Source organism: Clostridium beijerinckii HUN142 (assembly GCF_000621745.1).
Classification (GTDB): Bacteria; Bacillota; Clostridia; order Clostridiales; family Clostridiaceae; genus Clostridium; species Clostridium beijerinckii_A.
In genome coordinates, this window is record NZ_JHXK01000034.1 from 37,055 (window position 1) to 59,564 (window position 22,510).

19 protein-coding genes and 1 pseudogene are annotated in these 22,510 nt (G+C 28.9%); 3 read left to right on the forward strand and 17 right to left on the reverse strand.

The window, feature by feature from the left end:
* Positions 1-11 precede the first annotated feature (11 nt).
* From T483_RS29220 to T483_RS0115375, 9 genes and pseudogenes are all read right to left on the reverse strand, one after another.
* Positions 12-459, reverse strand: a pseudogene (locus T483_RS29220) (MarR family winged helix-turn-helix transcriptional regulator).
* Positions 460-1,388: 929 nt separating this feature from the next.
* Positions 1,389-2,093 carry an FAD-dependent oxidoreductase gene (locus T483_RS0115340; protein WP_026887656.1) on the reverse strand — a complete coding sequence of 235 codons (705 nt, stop codon included), beginning with the start codon at positions 2,091-2,093 and terminating at the stop codon, positions 1,389-1,391.
* 512 nt (positions 2,094-2,605) lie between these two features.
* On the reverse strand, positions 2,606-2,995 hold the full coding sequence (dhaM, locus tag T483_RS0115345; protein ID WP_026887657.1) for a dihydroxyacetone kinase phosphoryl donor subunit DhaM: 390 nt from the start codon (positions 2,993-2,995) through the stop codon (positions 2,606-2,608).
* A 49-nt stretch (positions 2,996-3,044) separates the two neighbouring features.
* Positions 3,045-3,674, reverse strand: coding sequence for a dihydroxyacetone kinase subunit DhaL (gene dhaL, locus T483_RS0115350; RefSeq protein WP_026887658.1), 630 nt, complete (start codon positions 3,672-3,674; stop codon positions 3,045-3,047).
* 154 nt (positions 3,675-3,828) lie between these two features.
* Complete coding sequence (dhaK, locus tag T483_RS0115355; RefSeq protein ID WP_026887659.1) at positions 3,829-4,827, reverse strand: dihydroxyacetone kinase subunit DhaK; 999 nt, start codon at positions 4,825-4,827, stop codon at positions 3,829-3,831.
* Between the two features lie 401 nt (positions 4,828-5,228).
* The gene (locus tag T483_RS0115360; RefSeq protein WP_026887660.1) at positions 5,229-7,298 is read right to left on the reverse strand and encodes a sigma 54-interacting transcriptional regulator; all 2,070 of its coding nucleotides are present in this window, start codon (positions 7,296-7,298) and stop codon (positions 5,229-5,231) included.
* 533 nt (positions 7,299-7,831) lie between these two features.
* The gene (locus T483_RS0115365; protein ID WP_026887661.1) at positions 7,832-8,752 is read right to left on the reverse strand and encodes a polysaccharide deacetylase family protein; all 921 of its coding nucleotides are present in this window, start codon (positions 8,750-8,752) and stop codon (positions 7,832-7,834) included.
* A 143-nt stretch (positions 8,753-8,895) separates the two neighbouring features.
* On the reverse strand, positions 8,896-10,635 hold the full coding sequence (locus T483_RS0115370) for an ABC transporter ATP-binding protein (protein ID WP_026887662.1): 1,740 nt from the start codon (positions 10,633-10,635) through the stop codon (positions 8,896-8,898).
* Positions 10,636-12,369: an ABC transporter ATP-binding protein gene (locus tag T483_RS0115375; RefSeq protein WP_026887663.1), complete on the reverse strand. Its 1,734-nt coding sequence runs from the start codon at positions 12,367-12,369 to the stop codon at positions 10,636-10,638.
* A gap of 139 nt (positions 12,370-12,508) precedes the next feature.
* On the opposite strand from T483_RS0115375, the gene T483_RS0115380 reads away from it, so the two are divergent.
* The 3 genes from T483_RS0115380 (at position 12,509) to ahpF (ending at position 15,843) form a co-directional block, all read left to right on the forward strand.
* Positions 12,509-13,375 carry a LysR family transcriptional regulator gene (locus tag T483_RS0115380; protein WP_026887664.1) on the forward strand — a complete coding sequence of 289 codons (867 nt, stop codon included), beginning with the start codon at positions 12,509-12,511 and terminating at the stop codon, positions 13,373-13,375.
* A 363-nt stretch (positions 13,376-13,738) separates the two neighbouring features.
* A complete protein-coding gene (gene ahpC, locus T483_RS0115385) occupies positions 13,739-14,302 on the forward strand; it encodes an alkyl hydroperoxide reductase subunit C (RefSeq protein WP_017212628.1) in 564 nt (187 codons plus the stop codon).
* An 11-nt stretch (positions 14,303-14,313) separates the two neighbouring features.
* Entirely contained in the window at positions 14,314-15,843 is a 1,530-nt protein-coding gene (ahpF, locus tag T483_RS0115390; RefSeq protein WP_026887665.1) for an alkyl hydroperoxide reductase subunit F, read from the forward strand.
* A 104-nt stretch (positions 15,844-15,947) separates the two neighbouring features.
* On the opposite strand, the gene T483_RS31655 is transcribed toward ahpF, so the two are convergent.
* The 8 genes from T483_RS31655 to T483_RS32655 form a co-directional block, all read right to left on the reverse strand.
* Positions 15,948-16,103 carry a hypothetical protein gene (locus T483_RS31655; protein WP_173706897.1) on the reverse strand — a complete coding sequence of 52 codons (156 nt, stop codon included), beginning with the start codon at positions 16,101-16,103 and terminating at the stop codon, positions 15,948-15,950.
* 153 nt (positions 16,104-16,256) lie between these two features.
* Positions 16,257-16,892: an ankyrin repeat domain-containing protein gene (locus T483_RS0115400; protein ID WP_026887666.1), complete on the reverse strand. Its 636-nt coding sequence runs from the start codon at positions 16,890-16,892 to the stop codon at positions 16,257-16,259.
* Between the two features lie 1,192 nt (positions 16,893-18,084).
* Positions 18,085-18,750, reverse strand: a complete 666-nt coding sequence (locus T483_RS0115405) for a cell wall-binding protein (RefSeq protein WP_026887667.1) — start codon at positions 18,748-18,750, stop codon at positions 18,085-18,087.
* Between the two features lie 600 nt (positions 18,751-19,350).
* Positions 19,351-19,476: a hypothetical protein gene (locus T483_RS32480; protein WP_278247441.1), complete on the reverse strand. Its 126-nt coding sequence runs from the start codon at positions 19,474-19,476 to the stop codon at positions 19,351-19,353.
* A gap of 14 nt (positions 19,477-19,490) precedes the next feature.
* Positions 19,491-19,862: a hypothetical protein gene (locus T483_RS0115415; protein ID WP_026887668.1), complete on the reverse strand. Its 372-nt coding sequence runs from the start codon at positions 19,860-19,862 to the stop codon at positions 19,491-19,493.
* 192 nt (positions 19,863-20,054) lie between these two features.
* Positions 20,055-20,237 (reverse strand): hypothetical protein, encoded by a 183-nt coding sequence (locus tag T483_RS0115420; protein ID WP_026887669.1) that lies wholly within the window; start codon positions 20,235-20,237, stop codon positions 20,055-20,057.
* A 173-nt stretch (positions 20,238-20,410) separates the two neighbouring features.
* Entirely contained in the window at positions 20,411-20,812 is a 402-nt protein-coding gene (locus tag T483_RS0115425) for a resolvase (RefSeq protein WP_026887670.1), read from the reverse strand.
* An 851-nt stretch (positions 20,813-21,663) separates the two neighbouring features.
* A complete protein-coding gene (locus T483_RS32655) occupies positions 21,664-21,819 on the reverse strand; it encodes a hypothetical protein (RefSeq protein ID WP_431603155.1) in 156 nt (51 codons plus the stop codon).
* Between the last annotated feature and the right edge of the window lie 691 nt (positions 21,820-22,510).

Here is a 22,510-nt window from a genome sequence, read left to right on the forward strand (position 1 = left end):
TCCTTTAAAAATTAACGCTCTTCTTTATGCTTTAATATTTGAGTTCTATCTAAGATTTTTTTTAAGGATTTTGTTGTTATAAACTTCTCTTCCTCTGTTAAATCTTCTGTTATCAAATCCACTACACTTTTTATATCCTTACGAATCTTAGGTATAAGTTCTGTTGCCTTTGGTGTTAAAAATAAATTGTAAACTCTGCTATCCTTCTCATCTTGTTTTTTATATACGAAATCCAGTTCTATAAGTTTTGTAATTGTTCTTGCTGACATGGACTTATCATTTCCTGCTTCTTTACTTAACCTATTTTGACTTATACCTTCATTTTTTTCTAATGTAAATATGTATGAAATAGAGCCACTACTTAATTCATATTTTTTTTAAAGCTCTATCTAAAAAAAACTGCGTATTTCAAAAGAACTTACTATTAAGCATTATAAAATGAACATTTTCTTTTTCCAAATTTTTTTCCTCCAAACACTTGGCTGACTAGTCAACCTTATTTCTTCTTTTTTAAGATTAGTATTTGCAGTAATAAATATAATGACCTAGGACTAATTCAAACTAATCCTAGGTTAAATTTAAAAATCATCAAGATTTTTATTTAAATATATATTACAATAATAAATTTGCATTTAAAATTCTGTTAAGCTAATACTCGATTGATACTTGGATGTGGTAACTTAATTGCAATATTATTTAAAATTAATTTAGAAAGATATCTAAAAATCCTGTTCGTAATTGACTATAATATATTTAATAATATTTCATATATCTTATCAATACATGGTTTGATTTAACAATAAAATATCACATTAATTATCATTTTATATATTTTTTTGCCCTGAAACTAAAAAGCAGTAGTAGAATTTCTCCTACCACTGCTTAACATATCATCAATACAAATTTGTATTTTTTACCAATTAGTGCTATAATTATTATGCCATCTCAAATCGATATATTATGGAGGCGTAGCATATGAAACGTGCACATGTAAAAAGACGTTTCGATAAAGACTTAATGAAAAATATATTTCTTTTTCTTAGTGAGCTACTCAACCTAATCTCTATAATTTTAAAACTTTTCAAGTAACAATAACACAAATTTATATTTGAAACATTATCTATATTTTTAGGACTAGTAGAATTATATTGCTTTAAAAACGTAAGTACCAATTACGCGAGATGGTAAGTTATATAATTGAACGTCCTTTTTTATTTCATATATCACAACGCAAGTATAATTATACCATATTTAAAATTTAATGTAAATATTGTTATATATATTTTAGCCAAACTTATTCTAAAAATGTAATTCACTCTTAGAAATCTCCTAATCCTTTTTAAAACCCTCTCATTATTACACATTAACATCATAAACTTCGCAATTCTTTAACCCTCTAAAAACTTTTGTTTTACCTCATCTTTTCTATCTATAAGAATATCATCAATTTTAATGTTATTTACCCTTAATCTTTGGATAATATCCTTTATAAATGCATCACTTCCAACTACATAATAAATAGCATCCCCTAATTTCATTGATTTGCTAAGTATTTCATAGAATCCTTTTCTAGAATTTATCCAATAATTCTTATAATTTTCATCTGCTAATTTATCCAGTTGATTTTTAAATACAAATTTATCTGATGAGTCTATATTTATATTTAATAGATATGGAATATTGGTTTTATCATTAATAAATGATAAAACCAGAGGTCTCATGGTAGCTATTCCAACTCCCATTGATATTAAAATTATAGGTCTATTTATACGTCTTAACCTCATTCTTGAACCTATCTTAAAAAACACAACTTCATCACCAATTTTTAATTCAGATAACTTATTCTTGAATTCAGATTTGCTTCCTGGCACTCTTGTTGTTATAGCAAGCTTATTTTCCTCCGGTAAAGTTGTAATAGACATGTGCCTTACCCATTCTTTTCTAGGCTTATCACCAATATCAAATCCAATGTGTCCAATATGGGTATGAGAACCAGGTTCCCATGTTAAATTTTCTGGTTTTTCAAAAAGATATGTTTTTGTACTATCTGTTTCATCAATTATATCAATAATTTTTAGTGTATATTTTTCCATAATTCCTCTCCTCTAATAACAATTCTCAATTTAAAAGAATCAACTAAATTTTTTAAGTCAATATTTATAAATTTCAATTATACCCGAAATACTTTTACTATATTTTAGAATAATTAATCATTTATAATACTTCTTTAAGAATAAATAATATATTTTTAAAATACTGTATATATTCAGGTTAATTACTTATTAATAATTCTTAGGTTTCATTTATAATATGCTTTATTTTAGTTATTAAGAATGATATCACTAATATCTTCTCACTAAAATGATAGATACTTTATAAAAAATTAAGAAGATGAATTTCTATTTATATTTATAGAAATTATCTTCTTAAACTATATAGATACTATTAAAATGTTCTTTTTTAAACAACTATAGATAACCACTTAAAAGATTGGATTTATTAGATAAACATATTTAAGTTCATATCTATAATTGAAATATTTATAATTTCTGCAGGTTATAACATAAGTCTAAGCCATATTGTTGTTTATCTATATTTTATTATTTCAAGGCATTTTTCCTAAATTCATAGGTTGTAACGCTTCTTCGATTTCTTCAATATTTTTACCTATACTGCTTTCAACTGCTGCTGTCACTGCACCTTCAACTATCGGGCAATCTACTATCTTTATTTTTTCTTTCATTTTTTCATCTAGACATTCTATTGCCATTTCTGCATTCATAAAAGCACTACCTAAATCAAAAATAATAATTACTCCATCTTCAGAATAAACATCTTCTATTGCATTTGATATTTTCTCCATATCAGTGCCAACTCTTCCATCTGATGTTCCTCCTGCCACGCCTATAGCTACATTAGGCGCCATTTGCTTTGCTAATTCCTTTACACCATCCGCTATATTTTTACTATGCGATATTATTACTATTCCTACCATATCTATTCTCCTTCAACGACTATTTTGATGTAACTCAAAACAAAAACTACTAGTTTAAAGCTTCATATATTGTTTCTAATATTATTGCAGAAGATGTAGCTCCAGCATCTTGATGGCCTAAACTTCTTTCTCCAAGATAACTTGCTCTTCCTTTTTTAGCTATAATTTCTTTTGTATGATCTACACCTTTATACGCTGCTTCTTTTGCTGATTTTAAAATTCCCTTGACTTCAAGCCCTTTATCTATACCTTCTTTTATTGACTTTAATGCTGGTTCTATTGCATCTATCATAGTTTTATCATCAGCCTGACCTTTACCTCTCATTTTTATACCTTCAAGAGCTTCATCTAGCATTTTTGCAAAATCATTAATATCAATTTCTGATTTTCCATTAACACTTACCGCTGCCTTCATAAAAGCTGTTCCATATAAAGGTCCTGAAGCTCCACCAACATTAGATACTAACGCCATTCCTGACTTCTTTAATATTCCTCCAATATCATTTCCATCATCGTCTTTTATCTTTTCTATTACAGCCTTAAATCCTTTGCTCATATTAAGCCCATGATCTCCATCTCCAATTGCAGCATCTAACTCTGATAAATATGCTTTATTTTCATCTATCTTTTCACTTATTTGCTCTAATATTTCAATTACTTTCTTTCCTTGAATACTCATTTTTATTCCTCCTATATATAAACTAATTTAGATGATGCTTATATATTAAAGCTTCATCTAAATCGTAATTCTTTGATAGAAGAATCTGTACACTCCTTAAGTAAGTTCTACTAAATCCATATAATACAAAAGTCTCTATCTAGAAATCTTCACTTTATATCACTTTAAATGCTGGTGTGTTTGCTGGTGCATCTAGTAATTCTTTTAATTCGCTATCAAGTTTTAATACTGTTATTGAAAATCCGGCCATTTCGAGAGATGTCATAAATTCACCTACAAATGTTTTATGAATTTTAATTCCTTTTTCCTCCAATATTTCATTTACCTTTTTATTTACTATATATAACTCCATAAGTGGTGTTGATGATAAGCCATTTACCATGACTGCAACTTCTTCTCCACTACTCAATTTGATATCTTCTAAAATTTTGCTCATTAAATGTTCTGTAATTTCATCTGCTGTTTTTATTTCTTCTCTATGAGTTCCTGGTTCTCCATGAATCCCCATACCAATTTCCATCTCATTTTCTCCTAATGTGAAATTTGGTTTACCAGCAGCTGGTACAATACAAGATGAAATAGCCATTCCCATACTTCTAACATTTGATATTACTTTCTCTGCAACTCTTGTAACTTCTTCAAGACTAGCTCCTGTTTCAGCTTTAGCACCTGCTATTTTGTGTATAAATACTGTTCCTGCAATTCCTCTTCGTCCTGCTGTATAAGTACTATTTTCAACTGCAACATCATCGTTTACTACAACAGCTTTTACATTAATCCCTTCCATTTCAGCCATATCTTTTGCCATTTCAAAATTCATAACATCCCCAGTATAATTTTTGATTACAAGTAAAACCCCTTTACCTGAGTCTACAGCTTTTATTGCTTCATATACTTGATCTGGTGTAGGTGATGTAAACACTGCTCCTGCTACTGCTGCATCAAGCATTCCTTTTCCTACATATCCTCCATGAGCTGGTTCATGTCCACTTCCTCCGCCACTTACTAAAGCAACCTTTCCATCTATTGGTGAATTTACTCTTACTAAAACATCTGCATTCTCTATTTTTTTTATATATTCTGGATGTGCAGCTACCATTCCTTTTAGCATATCCTCAAGTACTTGATTTGCATCATTAATTATTTTTTTCATAAAATTCTTCCTCCCATATTTAAATATTCTTTATGATTAAAATTATTTATATCTAATTTTTATATATAAGTTCTAAATAATATAATTCATCCATTATAAAATCATCTACCTTTCATTATCTGATTGATAGTCTAAAATAAACTTCCAGAAATTAAATTTTCAGAATATATATAAATAATTTTGATTTGTTTTTATTTATATTTGTACTTTTATATAAAGCAATACTCATGCCACAATTTCAATTACTAACTAAATATTTTTAAAAGTATGTATTTTCAAGCCTTCTAGCCAAAAATTCAAGTAAACATTTACACATAACTGTAATATGAGTGGTCTATTCCTTGGTAAAAAATATCAAAATGTTCTTTTTTATCATGATACTTTTTACCAACTTGCTATTTCTATTCCCAAGTCACCTTTTTCTCTATTCCATATTGTCTTGCCTTTGCAGCTACTGTTTTATGAGTAAGTCCCAATGCTTTTCCCGCAGCATTATAACTTCCATATTTCTTAAGTGCTTTTTCTATTATGATTTTTTCATATTCCTTTAACGGTAGTATTTCATCTGCTTCAATAAGCATGTCTATTTCATTATTATTTTTACTTTTGATTGTAGCGTTAACTGTATTTATATCTTTTCTCATATAAGCTGGAAGGTCACTTAATTCTATTACTCCTGTTTCATTTAGAGTCATTATCCTCTCTACAAGGTTTTCTAATTCCCTGATATTTCCTGGCCACTTATATTCTAATAAAGATTCCATTGCATCATTTGTTACTACAGTTATTCTTTTATCTATCCTTTTACCTATTTTATCTATAAAGTGTTCCAATAAAGGTGCTATATCCTGCTTTCTTTCTCTTAAAGGTGGTAAAAATATTGGAATCACATTTAGCCTATAATATAAATCCTCCCTGAATTCCATTGACTTTACCATTTCTTCTAAGTTTCTGTGAGTCGCAGCAATTATTCTAACATTTATTTTTATAGTTTCTTCTCCACCAATTCTTTGAAATTCTTTTTCTTGAATTACTCTTAAAACTTTGGCCTGCATACTCTTATCCATTTCTCCTATTTCATCTAGAAGTATAGTGCCATTTTGAGCCAATTCAAATTTACCTAATTTTCTTTTTATAGCTCCTGTAAAAGCTCCTTTTTCATATCCGAAAAGTTCGCTTTCTAATAAGTTTTGTGGTATTGCTGCACAATTCACTCTAATAAAAGGTCCTTTGGAATTCTTACTTGAAAAATGTATTCCTTCTGCAATTAGTTCTTTTCCAGTCCCACTTTCTCCTCTTATTAAAACCGTAGTATCTGTTTTCGCTGCTTTTAATGTTGTAGCTAGTGCATCCAATATTTTACCACTATGGCCGATGTACTTCGAAAACGCCGAATCAGGTTTTTTAGTTCTCATAAGCTCTTCTTCTAGATAATCAGCTTTTGCAGAAACCCGAGTTAATTTCTCAGAGAGCTTTTGAACTTCTGTTACATTTTTAACTATAGATACAACGCCTGTTATTTCCCCGTCAATTACTATAGGATTTACATTTGAAACTATTATTACACCATTTTCCTTATAACTTATAGCCCCTACGATACCTTCTCCTGTTTTAAGTACTTTAATTCTTGCACCATCTGGAGATACATCCCTAATATTTTTATTTAATATATCCTCTTCTTTTTCGTTCAAAATTCTAAGATACGCCTTATTCACATATGTTATATATCCATCTGAATTTATAACACATATTCCATCTTGTACTGTTTCCAATATAAGTTGTAATCTTTCTTTCAAATCTTTCACCGTTTTTAGTTCATCTTTAACTTTTTCTAATCTTGAAATATCATTAAATACTGCTAATGCACCTTTAGGTTTCTTGTCTATTATTATTGGAGTTCTATTTATAAGTAATATTCTATTATTTATTATTTCTTTTACCATTAACTCTGATTTGCCAGTTCTATTTATTTCATGAAGATTTGTGAATTCCATTATTTCATATACTTTTTTGCCAATAGCATCACCAGAAGATATTCCTAATAATCTTTCTGCTTCCTCATTGAATATTGAAATTATATCTTTCTCATCTGTCGCAATAATTCCATTAGGTATATTACTAAATACGTGCTCTAACGTTATAGTATTATTATTTATTATGTTATCAACTTGATTAATAGTACTTTTATCATCTAAATCAAAATCACTTTGTAGAAAATCACATAATTCATCTAATTGCTCTTTCGGATCATCTCCATGAACTTCTACTAAGATCTTCTCATTTTGCTTTATCTTCAATAAAACCAGCGGCATAAGACTTGTCGCTAAAATTTTCTTTTTATCTTTATAAATAATAAAAAACTTTAAATCATATTTCTTTTCAAGTTCACTTACCTTGTGAACAACCATCGCCAAAACTCTTGCATGCAATCCTTTACTATGACGTATAACTACTTCTTTGCTAAGTATCAAAACTTTCCACTCCCAATCTTAGATCTTTAACATATATTATTTTAAAATACAATTTTACATTTTCAATATTCACTGCCTTATACTCTTTTAACTCAATTGTATAAATTTCACTTTATCAATTTACATATTATACTAATATAGATATAAATCAAAGTTAAATTTTGCCACTCCCTTTTCTCAATGTATTAGCTATTTACACCACATACTTTAAATAGAACCTATCTGCCTTTTCGAACGTATGTGAGAAAAATCTGCACATCAGAAATGGCAGCTATGCACCTATAAAAAGAGTAGCTATGCTGCAATACGGAGCTTTTCTACAATACTGAACTATTCTGCATATAAGAACATTTTATGCAGGCGAGCAAGATTTCTTTTTTTATTCTTTTTTAAATACAAAAACTAGTCAATCAACCTTTTTTAAGTTATACCCTCAAGGAGCACCTCGTCCACAGATTTTATTTGAATATAAATTCCTAAAGAATAAAAAAAACTCCCTCTTATTTCACAAATACGAGGGAGATAATAATTAGTTATTCTATTATTTTAAATTCATAGCCTTGCTGTTTTAAATATTCTATTATTCGTGGCAAAGCCTTCGCTGTTTCTTCTTTCCCATAAGTATCATGCATTAAAATCAGTGCCTTTTCTCTATTACCTATACTTTTTATAGCTTCTTGAGTTAGCTCATCTGCATTCTTTTTATGAGTGCCTTCTGAATCTCCTGGTAATGCATTCCAATCAATTTGATGCCAATTCTTCTCATGAAGAGCTTTGTCCACTTTTTCTGCTCCTTGAGGATCCTTTTTACTCCATGTTTCTTGTCCTCCTGGAAACCTGATTGATCGAGTTGAAAAATCTTCTCCCAAAACGTTTTTTAAAGCTTTATCTGTTTTATCAAAATCAGACATACAATTCTCTAAGCTTATTTTACCCTTTGGAAATAAGTAACCATAGTCATGTGAATATGAATGTATCCCAATTGCATTACCTTCTGCTACTTCCCTCTTTACTAGGTTCTTGCTTGCATCATCTTTATCGACATACTTTCCTATAAGAAAGAAAGTTGCATGTACATCTTCTGACTTAAGAATGTCCAAAATTTGAGGGGTCACTGTTGTTGATGGACCATCATCGAAAGTTAAGTAAGCAACTTTTTTACCATCAGCACCATCAGGCTTTTGGTTCTTCTCTTGCTGCTCAATATACTTTTCCAAATATGCAACATCTTCTACACTGCTATTGCTTTCTTTATCAACTGAATCACCATTTTCTTTATCATCTTTGCTACTTTCTTCCGTACTTGTAGCAGCTTGTACCGTTTTGTTGTTTATTGAAAATTTCTGTGCCGCTACTATACTTCCTATAATTACAAGTACTGCAACTGAAATAACTAATATAGTAATTCTCGCTTTCTTAATATTTTTAGTACTATTACTATTATTACGTTTCATTTTCCTACCTCTTATACATTTATAAATTTATAATCCTTTATAACTTTAAAACACTCGTGATAAAAAAGCTATATTATTAAATATGATATTACCTATACAATTTATACTAACATATAAATTTTTTCGAATATACAAACATATTTTTACAGTTGATGCTTAAACTGACTGTTATAAAGTTCTGTATAAATTCCACCTTTATCTACAAGTTCATCATGATTTCCTCTTTCAAAAATTTTACCATTCTTCATTACAAGGATTATATCTGCATCACGTATAGTAGAAAGCCTATGAGCTATAACAAAACTTGTACGTCCCTTCATCATTGAAAGAAATGCATTTTGTATTTTTAGTTCAGTTCTTGTATCTACATTGCTTGTTGCTTCATCTAATATAAGCATCGGTGGATCAATTAGCATTACTCTAGCTATAGTCAAGAGCTGCTTTTGACCTTCTGAAAGATTTCCTCCAGATTCAGTTATAAGCGTATCGTAACCATCAGGGAGTCTTTTTATAAAACTATGAATAAAGGCAGCTTTGGCTGCATTTTCAATTTCTTCTAACGTAGCATTTGGTTTACCATAAGCAATATTTTGCCTTATAGTTCCTTCAAATAGCCATGTATCCTGAAGAACCATTCCCAATTGACTTCTAACATTGTTCTTAGTTAGGCTATTTATTTCTTTTCCATCTATAGTAATTTTGCCGTTATCCAAATCATAAAATCTCATAAGCAAATTAACAATAGTGGTTTTTCCAGCACCAGTTGGTCCTACAATAGCTATTGTGCTTCCTTTTTTTATATTAACGCTGAAATTTTCTATAAGTGGAACTTCCTTATTATAAGAAAATGATACATTGTCAAACTCAATATTTCCATCACAGCTCTCTATATTTTCAGCTTCTTTAAAATCTGCTTTCTCTGGCTCCTCATCTATAATAGAAAATATTCTTTCACAAGATGCAAGGGCGGCTTGAAGCTGAGTAGCTACACTGGTAATGTTGTTTATTGGTTGTGAAAATTGAGTTGAATAAGTTAAAAAACTTGAAATCACACCAACACTTAATCCACTTAAAACTGAAAGTATTCCTCCAACAAGTCCAACTAAAATATATGTAATATTGTTTACAAATCTTGTAGCTGGATTTGTAAGTGATGAATAAAACTGAGCAAGCTGCCCACACTTATAAAGCCTTGAATTAATTCCAGAAAAATTTTCCTCAGCTCTTTTTTCATATCCAAAAAGTCTTACTACTTTTTGACTTCCTACAATTTCTTCTATATAACCATTTAATTCTCCTAAAGTCTTTTGCTGCTCTTTAAACATTTTATTTGATCTTTTTGTTATGAAGGAAGCAATAAGAAAACATAAAGGTGTCATTAAAACTATAACTAAAGTTAATTTAAAGCTTAAACTTACCATTAAAATGAGTGAACTTATTATAGTTATGATTCCTGGATAAATTTGTGTTATTCCTTGAAATAACCCATCTGAAACATTGTCCATATCATTTGTAAGTCTGCTTATAATATCTCCATGAGGCGTTTTATCAAAATATTTTAAAGGCAGAGAACTTATCTTATTTAATGCTTCATTTCTAAGATCCTTTACTGTACTATATGCTACGATATTAGCCACAATAGTAAATAACCATGTAAATAACGCACTTATTACATATATTACTCCAAGTATTATAATTGTCTTAATTAATCCATCAAAATCGACTTCACCTTTAGCAGCTATGTGATCAATAGCTTTCCCTACTATTAATGGCATAAATGCTATAAGTACATTACTTATCAGTGCAAATATCAAAGATGCAAACAAATACCCTTTATATTTTGAAACATAACCAATTAATCTAGAAAATGTACTTTTTTTCATTTACATAGCCTCCTTTGTAATTTGAGAGCTACATATTTCTCTATAAACTTCTGACTCTTTAAGCAATTGTTCATGTGTTCCAACTCCTGCGAGTTTCCCGTCATCTAATACAATTATTAGATCAGCATCCTTTATAGTGCTTATTCTTTGAGTTACCATAATTACAGTTGTATCACTAGAATTTTCTTTAAGAGCTTTTCTAAGTGCAGCATCTGTAGCATAATCAAGAGCACTTAAACTGTCATCCATTATTAATATCTCAAGTTTCTTTATTAAGGCTCTTGCTATAGTAAGTCTTTGTTTTTGACCACCGGAGAAATTAACCCCACCTTGGGATATATATGTGTCATATTTTTCAGGCATTTTTTCTATAAAATCTGCTGCCATTCCAATTTCAGCTGCCTTCTTAACTTCACTCATACTTGCATCTTGAGCACCCCATCTTATATTTTCTGATACAGTGCCAGTAAATAAAACAGCTTTTTGGGGAACTAACCCTATATTATTATCAAGTTCTCTTTTATAATAATCTCTAACATTAATTCCATTTAGCATCACATCTCCTTTGCTTGTATCATATAGCCTAGGTATTAAATTAACTAAAGTTGTTTTTCCTGAACCTGTACCACCTATTATCCCAACCATTTGTCCTCTTTTTATTTCAAAAGAAATATTACTTATTGCATCTTCCTTAGATCCTTTATAAGAAAAAGATACATTATCAAATTTAATTATTGGAATATCTTTATTTATATTTTTACTAAACTCAGAATTCCCATTGTACTTAATACTTGGTTCTGTTCTAAACACCTCATTTACACGAGCTGCACTAGCAGCTGCTTTAGTAAAAGTAACTATAAGGCTAGCAAGTACTATAAGCGCTGATAATACCATATTTATATAATTTATATAAGCTATAACCTGTCCTGTTGTCATTCCACCTACATTTACCCTTATTCCTCCAAACCAAATTACAGCCATAAGTGCGAAATTCATTATTATACTTGTAACGGGATTCATAAGTGCCGATATTTTCCCCACCTTAATTGCAGTGCTTGAAAGTTCTTCATTAGATTCTCTAAATCTTACTTTTTCACCTTCTACTCTTGAAAATGCTCTTATAACTCTTACTCCAGATAAATTTTCTCTTAAAATAAGCGATAACTTATCAAGTTTTTTTTGAACCACCTTATATAGAGGAAGAGATTTATTCATAATAAGATATATTGCAAAAGCAAAGAACGGAATCGATAAATACATTATAAGCGACAATTTAACGTCAAGATACATAGCCATTATAATTCCGCCAACACAAAGAAACGGAACCCTTATAGCAAGTCTTATAAGCATTGCAAGACCAAGTTGAAGTTGATTTACATCATTTGTAACACGATTAATAAGAGATGGTGTCCCAAAATCATCAATCTCATTATATGAAAAAGTTCCTATCTTTTTAAACATCTCATTTCTAAGAGCTGTCCCAAATCCCTGTGAAGCAATAGATGCAAAATACTGGCATGTAAAAGATGATAATACGCCTAAAACTGCCATAAAAAGCATTATTAATCCTATTTCAAATATGTAATTTATATTTTTCGTTTCTATCCCTTTATCTGTTATAAATATCATTATTGTTGGTATTGATATTTCAAATACAGCTTCGAGCAACTTAAATATAGGACCTAATATAACTTGTCTTTTATATGGTTTTACGAATTTTAATAAATAATTCAAGATTTATCCCCCTATCTGTAATGTCTTATTGAATATTGTTAAAATTTCCTTTATCATTATAACAAAAACATATCTATATAAAAAATACATAATATGTATCAATGCCATACATTTTTTGTATATGAGAAGGTGAATAAGAATGGATATTAAACAATTAAAATATTTCTATACAATTGCAGAAGAAGGTCAAATAACAAATGCTGCCAAAAGACTTCATATGGCTCAGCCTCCTTTAAGCTATCAGTTAAAAAACTTAGAAGATGAGCTCGGCGTTAAACTGGTTGAAAGAGGAAGTCGAAGTATAAAACTTACCGATGCTGGAGTTATACTTTATAAACGTGCTAAGCAGATATTATCTTTAGCAAAATCTACAGAAAATGAATTAAAAGATTTTAAGCAAGGAAATCATGGAACCTTATCCATAGGTACTGTATCTTCATCTGGAGCATCACTTTTAGATAGTAGATTAAATATATTCCACGAAAAATATCCTTTTATAAATTTTGAAATTCATGAAGGGAATACCTATGAATTATTAGAATCACTAGATAAGGGTATAATTGAAATTGCTATTGTACGAACTCCATTTAATAGTTCTGGAGTAAACTCAATTTTATTACCCCAAGAGCCTATGGTTGCAGCTATGAGACAGGACCTAAATTGGACTGATAGTGAAATTATAAAAATTACTGAATTAAATAACAAACCATTAATATTTTATAGAAGATTTGAAAGCCTCATATTTAAAGTATGCCAAGATTTTAATTTTCAGCCAAATGTATTTTGTAAAAATGACGATGCACGGACTTCACTGCTTTGGGCAAATTCTGGACTTGGAATCGCCATAGTACCAAAATCCGCAATAAAATTAATAGGCTCTTCAAATATAATTTACAAAGAAATTGATAGTGATATATTAACAACTCAAATAGCTATAATATGGTCAAAAACAGGCTATTTATCATCTGCAGGCAAAAATTTTTTAGACCTATTCGAAAATACGTAAAATTTTAATATGAAACTTGATTACTTTTTTAAGTTAAGTTACTCACCTACTAAAAGTAGGTGGATTTAATGTATATTAACATAGTCTTTTCCAATACTTTCTCTAACAATAATAATATTTTTCGCTTCCCTCAACCTTGTCTGTTTAATTTTCGCAATCTTGAAACTATTGGCTTACTTACTACTTTGTATATACTTGTTACGCATATGACATGATATTTTAGAATTTTTACATAATGGTATTGACAAATTATAATTTAGTTTTATAATTATCTTAAGTGATAATCATTATCATTATTAAGTGATAATATTTAAAAACAAATTATAATTTAAATATAAAATGAATTTTAGGAGGTAACATATTATGTCATTAATAGGAACAGAAGTAAAACAATTTAAAGCATCAGCTTACAAAAACGGTGAATTTATAGATATCACTGAAGAAAATTTCAAAGGTAAATGGAGTGTGGTTTGTTTTTATCCAGCAGATTTCACATTCGTATGCCCTACTGAATTAGAAGATTTACAAGATAATTATGAAACTCTAAAAGGACTTGGCGCTGAAGTATATTCAGTTTCAACAGATACTCACTACACACATAAAGCATGGCACGATAGTTCAGAAGCCATTAAAAAGATAACTTACACTATGATTGGTGATCCTTCACATACATTATCACGCAACTTTGATGTATTGATTGAGTCTGACGGGCTTGCAGATCGTGGTACTTTTATCATTGATCCAGATGGTGTTATTCAAGCAATTGAAATTAATGCTGGTAATATCGGGCGTGATGCAGCTGTAATAGTTAATAAAATTAAAGCTGCTCAATATGTTAGAAATAATCCTGGCGAAGTTTGCCCAGCAAAATGGAAAGAAGGCGCATCAACACTTAAACCAAGCCTAGATCTTGTAGGAAAGATCTAAGAGGTACGCCTATGATACTAGATAAAGATATAAAACAACAATTAGCTCAATATCTTGAACTTATGGAAGGCAATGTACTTATAAAAGTCAGCGCTGCTTCCGATGATGTATCCAACACTATGATTGCTCTAATAGATGAATTAGTTGCTATGTCTCCAAAAATAAAAGCTGAAAAGTCAAAACTATTAAGAACTCCAAGCTTTAGCATAAATCGTGATGATGAAGAAACTGGTATAGTTTTTGCAGGAATCCCTTTAGGACATGAATTTAATTCATTAATATTAGCCCTTCTACAAGTTAGCGGAAGAGCTCCCAAAATTGATCAGAAGACAATTGATTCAGTTAAAAACATTAAAGGAGAATACCATTTTGAAACTTATATTAGTTTAAGCTGCCATAACTGTCCAGAAGTTGTTCAATCTCTAAATCTAATTAGCATTCTTAATCCAAATGTCACTCATACAATGATTGATGGTGCTGTTTTCAAAGAAGAAATAGAGAGTAAAAACATACTTGCAGTACCATCGATTTATTTAAATGGAGAATTTTTTGCAAGTGGTCGAATGACTACTGAAGAAATTCTTGCTAAAATCGGAAATTCTCCACCTTTAGAAGATTTTACAGATAAAGATCCATACGATATGCTTGTTGTTGGCGGCGGTCCAGCCGGAGCAAGTGCTGCTATTTATGCCGCACGTAAAGGCATTCGCACAGGAATTATCGTTGAACGCTTTGGTGGCCAAGTATTAGATACTATAGGAATCGAAAACTTTATAAGCGTAAAATATACAGAAGGACCTAAACTTGCAGCAAGTCTTGAGGAGCATGTTAAAGACTATAATGTTGATATAATAAATTTACAACGTGCTAAGACTTTAAAAAAGAAAGACCTTATTGAAATAGAACTAGAAAATGGTGCTCTTTTAAAGAGTAAAACTGTAATAATTTCGACAGGTGCTCGTTGGAGAAACGTTGGTATTCCTGGAGAAGAAGAATTTAAGAATAAAGGTGTGACATATTGTCCTCACTGTGATGGTCCTTTGTTTAAAGGGAAACATGTAGCAGTAATAGGTGGAGGTAATTCAGGCATTGAAGCTGCTATTGACCTTGCCGGAATTGCTAATCACGTAACTGTTTTTGAATTTATGCCAGAACTTAAAGCAGATTCAGTTTTACAAGATCGTCTTTACAGTTTGAATAATATAACTGTTCTAAAAAATGTTCAGACTAAAGAAATTACTGGCACCAATAAGGTAAACGGAATTACCTATATTGAACGTGACACAGAAGAAGTTAAACATATTGAATTAGATGGTATATTCGTTCAAATTGGACTTGTACCAAATACTGATTGGCTAGGCGAAACAATTGAACGCAATAAATCAGGTGAAATTATAATTGATAACCATGGTGCCACCAATGTACCAGGAGTATTTGCTGCAGGAGACTGCACTAATACCCCATACAAGCAAATAATTATTTCCATGGGATCAGGAGCAACATCTGCTTTAGGCGCATTTGATTATCTAATAAGAAATTAATAAGAAATCCCTTTGCTATAAAAAAATATTAGCGCAAAGGGATTTTTTATTTTTCTATATTCTAAATTATTCTTTTAATCTGAAAAATTAAATCATTTTAAATTTTAATTCTTTCCAACTATTCCTTCTGTTTTTCCTCTACCTTTATCTTTATTATTAGGAAAACCAATTTCTGCGCCAACATCTGACTTCACCGTATTTGAATCAGTTCTTTTTCTGGATAATGAATTTTTATGTACTCCACTATTATTTAATGACATTTGAATCTACCTCCCTTAATTATAATTTTGTTTTGCAGTAATATATTAACCACAATTATAAATTATACTCGGTAGAAATGTTGCCTAAAAAGAATCAAAAACTTAATATAGCTACTTTCATCCACTCTTTATAAAACCTATCTAAAGGCTTAATTAAAAATTTCTCTTTGCTCCATGATCCATCAATATATTTTCAATAGATTTATTTTTACACAGATATAATGGAGTGTGACCCACGTTATTCTTTGAGCTTATATCTAATCCAAGAGAAACTACTTCATTTAAGTATTCTTCAAATTTATCACTATCACTGCAAGTTAAATAATCATCATGCAAAAGAGTATTGCCATACTTATCTCTATGCTTAATATCTGCGCCATATTTGATAAGAAGGTTTAAAAGTTCTACCGAATAATTAAAGTTACAATAAAAGATAGGAGTTTTTCCTGATATATTTTCAGCATTTACTTTAGATCCTTTCTCTAATAATAATCTAATAACATCCATCTTAGGACTTACTCTTGCGCAGATTCTATGTAAAGGTATCTCTTTCAAATAACTTTGATTACTATTTATATCAGCACCATTACTTACTAAAAGTTGTATTACTTCAAAGTAATTTTTCTCACAATTATCTATAGCAAAATGAAGCAGGCTGGTATCATTATATTTGTCATTAACATTTCCGCCATTTGTTATAAAATTTTTAAGTTCATCCAAATTCCCTTCTTTTATTATTCTCAAAATAGATTTTGGTTGTGAACCAAACAAAATTTCATGAATTTTCATGATAATTACCTCCAATAAATTACTACATATTTTTTACTATCTTTAATTTAAATAATTTCCTCATAAGTCAATACTTTCTTATTTTAATTCTTCTATACATTTTAACATCTATTTCGTCAATTTTTCAATGTTAATATTCGTTAAATTCCATATATTCTAAAAACTCCAACTCATCGAAGTTTATCTCAAACATTAGATAATATAACAAGTATTTTATAAAAAATTAACTATATTATTTAGAATTCATATATTTCGGTACAAAAAATTAGTTCTATCCGAACTAGAACTAATAAATTGAGTTTATTGGTTTCTAAATACTGTCAATAATACAAATCTTATGTATATAAATTTATATTTTCTAATAATTTAATATCTCTTTATATATTATTTACCTAGATTAAAATGCTCATATTATCCGAACAAAACAGCATGTATATTTATACAATATTTTAGCATTATTTGTAGTATGATTTTTTTTGAAAAATTATATTATGTAGATTATAATTTATTTTATGTGTATAAATTAGTAAAAAGAGGTACTATCATGAATAAATTTGAATTATTTAAATTGAGATATAACATCCGTTTAAGAAAGTGTCTCCTAAATAAGATGCTTTATATTCTTTCTCCTAGAAATAAAATCGTTATTCATATTTCTCAAAATTTGGACAAACATATTGTTACATACCAAAAAAAGGCCTAAGAATGAGGATCTTAGCCTTTTTTTATGATTACTCATCTCTCTCATAATCATTAATATTATACCCATTTCCATTTTACTATCTTTCAACAATATCTTTACTTATTTTTATACTGCTTTTTTATATATAAATGCTTTTAATAATATTAAATTTCGCTTTTAATACTTCTTTCCCCACGATACGTAATCTTCATTTTTTATTTCTCATAGTTAATAATTAGATTTTTGTTTATATTAAGTTAATAAATTTGACACATTGATGTAACATTAATAATATAAAATTAAATTTGTAAAGTAGTTAAAGCATTATTATTTATCCCCTTAAATAATAATAAAAGAATGACTTATTTCCCTAATTAAGTCATTCTTTTTTGTATTGTGTAATATTATTTAGGCAATTTGAAATATTTGATAATTCAAATACACAAAATGTTATTTAACTACACAAACTTAAATGTGATTTGGCTCCTCACAGTATTTTCAATATATTTTTTATATTGTAACTGTACTTTGTAAAGCTCCATAATCATCAAATTGATAACTCTTTCCAGCATCCAAAATAGATGTACTAACCATCTTTCCTCTTAGATTTTCAACATCAGTATCAGACTCTCCATCAAAATCAGAAAAATAAAACCAATTTCCATTAATACTTTTCCAGCCTAAACAACGTTTTCCATTCTCCATGTAATACCAATTGTAGCCTTTATTCCCACCTAGTCTCTTCCATCCAGTAAAGTATTGTCCATTTTCTGTATAGTACAAATAGTTATTTTTATTAATCATTTTGCCAATAACTTTATCATTTTCAATATAGTAATAGTTATTAGAGGTATCCTTAGTCACTCCATTTTCATTTTTCCATTTATAAGAAGTTATGTCTTCATATTTTTCACTAGGATTGCTTGCCGCAACTCCATTTGAATATATTCTATAACCATTTATTTGTGTATCTTTAGCCATATATCCATTTTGATAGAAATAATACCAATTTCCATCAATCTTTCTCCAACCAGTAGCCCATAGATTTCCCTCATTATACCACCATCCAACATTATCTTGCTTCCATGATGCGTTAGCTCCTACCGGGTTCAATAATATTATTGATGTGGCAATCATTGATAAAGCTACAGCTTTTTTCCAACAGTTTTTTATCACACTATCATCCCCTTAAACCTTTATATCATAATTATATATGATTTACATATTTTGTCAAACCAATAACATACATTGTTGTATTCATTTCCCAAATTCATATGATTTATTACTCCTATTTTCTTATTAAAAAAATGAAAACTTCCTCAATAATCAAAGAAATCTTTCTTATTAAATCATGGGTTCGACTCCTGTATGAGTCACCAAATTAGAAATACCGAGGTTTTAAGATTTGAAAACCTCGGTATGTTTCTGTTTTAATATAATAGTTTTCTATTAATAAATTCGCCTTTTTATTTTTTGTTGCACAATTTTTTTATATAAAATTTAAAATACCTATATTTATATAAATATCTTGTTTTCTATTATATGAATAATTAGTATTTGGACCTAAGTCTCTATTATATTACCCATATTTACTAACAAACTAAAATAAAAAACACATTAAATGTAGGAAAATTTATCTTTAGATTTTTATGGATAAATCAATTTTAAAAAATAAAGGTAGTATATCAAGATAATTTCTAATCATCTTGATATACTCCTCTTAATAAGTTCTATTTTAATATTGTACGTTAAAAATTTACATAGAATTCTATTCGGCTATGTGAAATCACTTTTTATTTCATTTGCTTCTAATATTGATTTTATTAAATCAAACACGTAGTTTTCTTCATTTTCGTATATTTCAAAACTTGAACCTATCATTACACCTACGAATAATGCCATAAGTGGAGGTCCTATTAATCCCCCAGAAAAGCCACTTGAGAATTCAATTGAAGTTCCAAAAAACGGTTTGAAAGATAAAATATTAATGTAATTACCCATGCAAAGGCTAAAATGCCAAACCAAATTCCAATAAATATTTGTGTTACGAAATTCATATGAAATTCCCCTTGGATGATAGTTCCATTCTCTCTTTTTATCAATTCACCATAAAAGACTCTTTCAAATGCACTATGAAAATTTGCTTTCTTTTTTCTTATGTAAAATTTATTATTATAAAAATCCACCTCACCTCTTAATCCATCAGGAAAAAGTCTTTCAGACATAATTATATTATCAATTCTTTTTTTACACTTTGCAACATCAACTTCTGTATAATATAAATTCATTTAAACATCCCCCAAGCCAACAAATACCAACCACTATTGTATAATAATAACATAACTTTTAAATATCGCGCAATTTGGTTTTAAATAATTCACTTAGATCCTTTTCTTGTTGAGCCTCGATTATGCCACTCTCTCTTAATATTGATACTGATTTATCCACATCATGGCTTTTAGCCGCTTCTAAATAATTAGTTAATTATCTCTACTTAATTCGCCCCCCCGATACTGTTGCTTTTTAACTGTTGAATAAGCTGATATTGAAATAACGCCTGTACACATTACTATATCCACCACTAATAAACTATATATAGGTTTTAATCTTTTCATTGTTACTTGCCTTAATTCATTTTTTATTCCCACCTCATAATTTATCATTACGCACCAATTATAACACGTATTGTAACTGCCGTATTATTCAACCTTCAAAGATCATCTTTTTCATTAATCATTCCATCAAATCTACAAACTATTCGGTATTTTAGAATTGTGAATTAAAATATTCACCTCCTTCTATGCCAAATTTAAGTATTATGTCGGAATTTCAACCTTTATTTTTGTTCATTAATTATTTTGTGAATAGTACCAAGCGCAATATTTAATTCTTTAGCAATACCCCTTATACTCAATCCTTGTTCTTTTAAATCTAATGCTTTATTTCTTAATTCATCTGATGCAGGTTTTCTTTCAGCATTTCTTGAATTCTTTACTGGATGAACTTTAACTTTCTGTTTCTCGCGAAAATATAAATTCTTATACTTTTCAAGTTGAGATTTTAATAATTCTATATTTCTTAATAGAATATCATATTCCTTGGCACTAACAGCATTTTTATCAGCTTTTATATCTTCTATTTCCTTATAGAGCCTAGCATTATCTTTGGTTACTAACTCGATTTTCTCTTTATATAAACTAACTCGTTCATGTAATTCTTTAATAGTTGGATTTGCCATTAATATTCCTCCGTTCATAAATCAATTCATGAATATATTATATTTTTTACTTCTTAAATATTTAATAATTTATTGATAAACACTTGATATTATATTAGTATTGTACAGTAAATTTTTTCTACAAATTGCCATATTACAATAAGAATCATATTCTTAGAATATAACCTGAAGCCATAAATGGGTAAAAATACAATATTTAATACATTAAATAACAAGTAGATGTAGTGAATAAAATATATAAAACATCCACTAAAAAAATAGATTTATTATTACAGGAAATATTATAAAGTATTATTATTAATTTTAAACATATAAAAATATAAAGTTTTTCTAAAATATGTGATTTCAAAAGTCTTTAAGCCGCTATTTATAGTCTAGCAAAAAATATACTTGCAAAGTAACGCTAAGCAACAAAAAAATCGCAAATTCAATCCTTGAACTGCATCCTGTCAGCAGTCAGACATCTGTAAGCCATTTTTGATTCGATTTATTGGCTTCAAATTTACGATTTAGAATATTTTCTGCTACTTGTTGCGGATTATATTTCAGATAAATAATTTTTCTAAACATATAGTTAACCTTAAACCAGAAAGCAGTAGTTGAACTTATTACCACTTCTGCTTTTCCAAAATCATGTTAATAACTATAGTACGTCTATTATTTTGTACTAAAAATAATAGATAGACTAGGTATCCCTGCCTAATCTATCTTTATTGGTATCTTCTGATACTATAGTGGATATGTTTATAATAACCTACCATTAAAAATGATCTATATTAATTAATATCTTTTGTATTATAATGCAATAATCCACAGCATAAATATTAGAAATTAACTAAGACTATAATTGATTAAATGTATGGTACATCAACCCACACTTGTATATTATCTGTTTTGAATTTCGGATTGTCAGATAATTGTTTTGCTATAAATGTAATTGCGTCTTGATAGTCTGCAATTTCTTTTGCATATCCCCCATTTAATCCACTTTGTCCTCCACGCTGAATTTTATAGAAATCTTTTCCCCACGCAGACTTATATTACATAAAAGTTTTAGTTTCTTTATCAATTGAACCTGTAAAATCATTTTTTACTTTATAAGCATCATTTGAACCTAAAAAAGGATAAAGTTTTATAAAAACAGTAGTTAGAAACATTCTGACTACTATTTTTATATTATGTGTCTATTAACATAAAAGAAATAAATGGGACAAAGAGTTCTTTCTACTCCCCTTATACTGAAATTCTCTAATGAGAACTAAACACATTTTTTTATTAATTTTCCCAATTGCGTCATAGCATATTTTAATATGAATATAAATTATTTTTTGTATTTATATTGCATACAGCTATATTGTCACACTTTCATTACATTATAATTCAATCTTGAAGTTGTTTATATAAACGAGTTTTATATTTAATACATATATATCTGAAAACTATTACCGTCGCGATATTCAGTAACGGCTTGTTGTTTTAATTCCGAGATATATAACAGTTATCAATTTTAATTTGTTCTGTAATTGTAGACTTACTCACTTTCAATTATTCAGCCGTAATCGTCTATTCTCCTTGCAAATACTCATCTATTGCCTTTGCTGCTTTCTTACCAGCACCCATAGCAAGTATTACTGTTGCTGCTCCTGTAACTGCATCTCCACCAGCATAAACTGCTTCTTTAGTAGTGAGACCTGTTTC

Excerpts from the sequence above, each read along its gene's own strand:
- T483_RS32480 (WP_278247441.1), bottom strand. The coding sequence starts at position 19,476 with ATGGCATTATTCGTAGGTGTAATGATAGGTTCAAGTTTTGAAATATAC.
- ahpC (WP_017212628.1), top strand. The coding sequence starts at position 13,739 with ATGTCATTAATAGGAACAGAAGTAAAACAATTTAAAGCATCAGCTTAC.
- T483_RS0115340 (WP_026887656.1), bottom strand. The coding sequence starts at position 2,093 with ATGGAAAAATATACACTAAAAATTATTGATATAATTGATGAAACAGAT.
- T483_RS0115400 (WP_026887666.1), bottom strand. The coding sequence starts at position 16,892 with ATGAAAATTCATGAAATTTTGTTTGGTTCACAACCAAAATCTATTTTG.
- dhaL (WP_026887658.1), bottom strand. The coding sequence starts at position 3,674 with ATGAGTATTCAAGGAAAGAAAGTAATTGAAATATTAGAGCAAATAAGT.
- T483_RS31655 (WP_173706897.1), bottom strand. The coding sequence starts at position 16,103 with ATGTCATTAAATAATAGTGGAGTACATAAAAATTCATTATCCAGAAAA.
- T483_RS0115415 (WP_026887668.1), bottom strand. The coding sequence starts at position 19,862 with ATGAATTTATATTATACAGAAGTTGATGTTGCAAAGTGTAAAAAAAGA.
- T483_RS0115365 (WP_026887661.1), bottom strand. The coding sequence starts at position 8,752 with ATGAAACGTAATAATAGTAATAGTACTAAAAATATTAAGAAAGCGAGA.
- dhaK (WP_026887659.1), bottom strand. The coding sequence starts at position 4,827 with ATGAAAAAAATAATTAATGATGCAAATCAAGTACTTGAGGATATGCTA.
- dhaM (WP_026887657.1), bottom strand. The coding sequence starts at position 2,995 with ATGGTAGGAATAGTAATAATATCGCATAGTAAAAATATAGCGGATGGT.
- ahpF (WP_026887665.1), top strand. The coding sequence starts at position 14,314 with ATGATACTAGATAAAGATATAAAACAACAATTAGCTCAATATCTTGAA.
- T483_RS0115370 (WP_026887662.1), bottom strand. The coding sequence starts at position 10,635 with ATGAAAAAAAGTACATTTTCTAGATTAATTGGTTATGTTTCAAAATAT.
- T483_RS0115380 (WP_026887664.1), top strand. The coding sequence starts at position 12,509 with ATGGATATTAAACAATTAAAATATTTCTATACAATTGCAGAAGAAGGT.
- T483_RS0115425 (WP_026887670.1), bottom strand. The coding sequence starts at position 20,812 with ATGGCAAATCCAACTATTAAAGAATTACATGAACGAGTTAGTTTATAT.
- T483_RS0115420 (WP_026887669.1), bottom strand. The coding sequence starts at position 20,237 with ATGATAAATTATGAGGTGGGAATAAAAAATGAATTAAGGCAAGTAACA.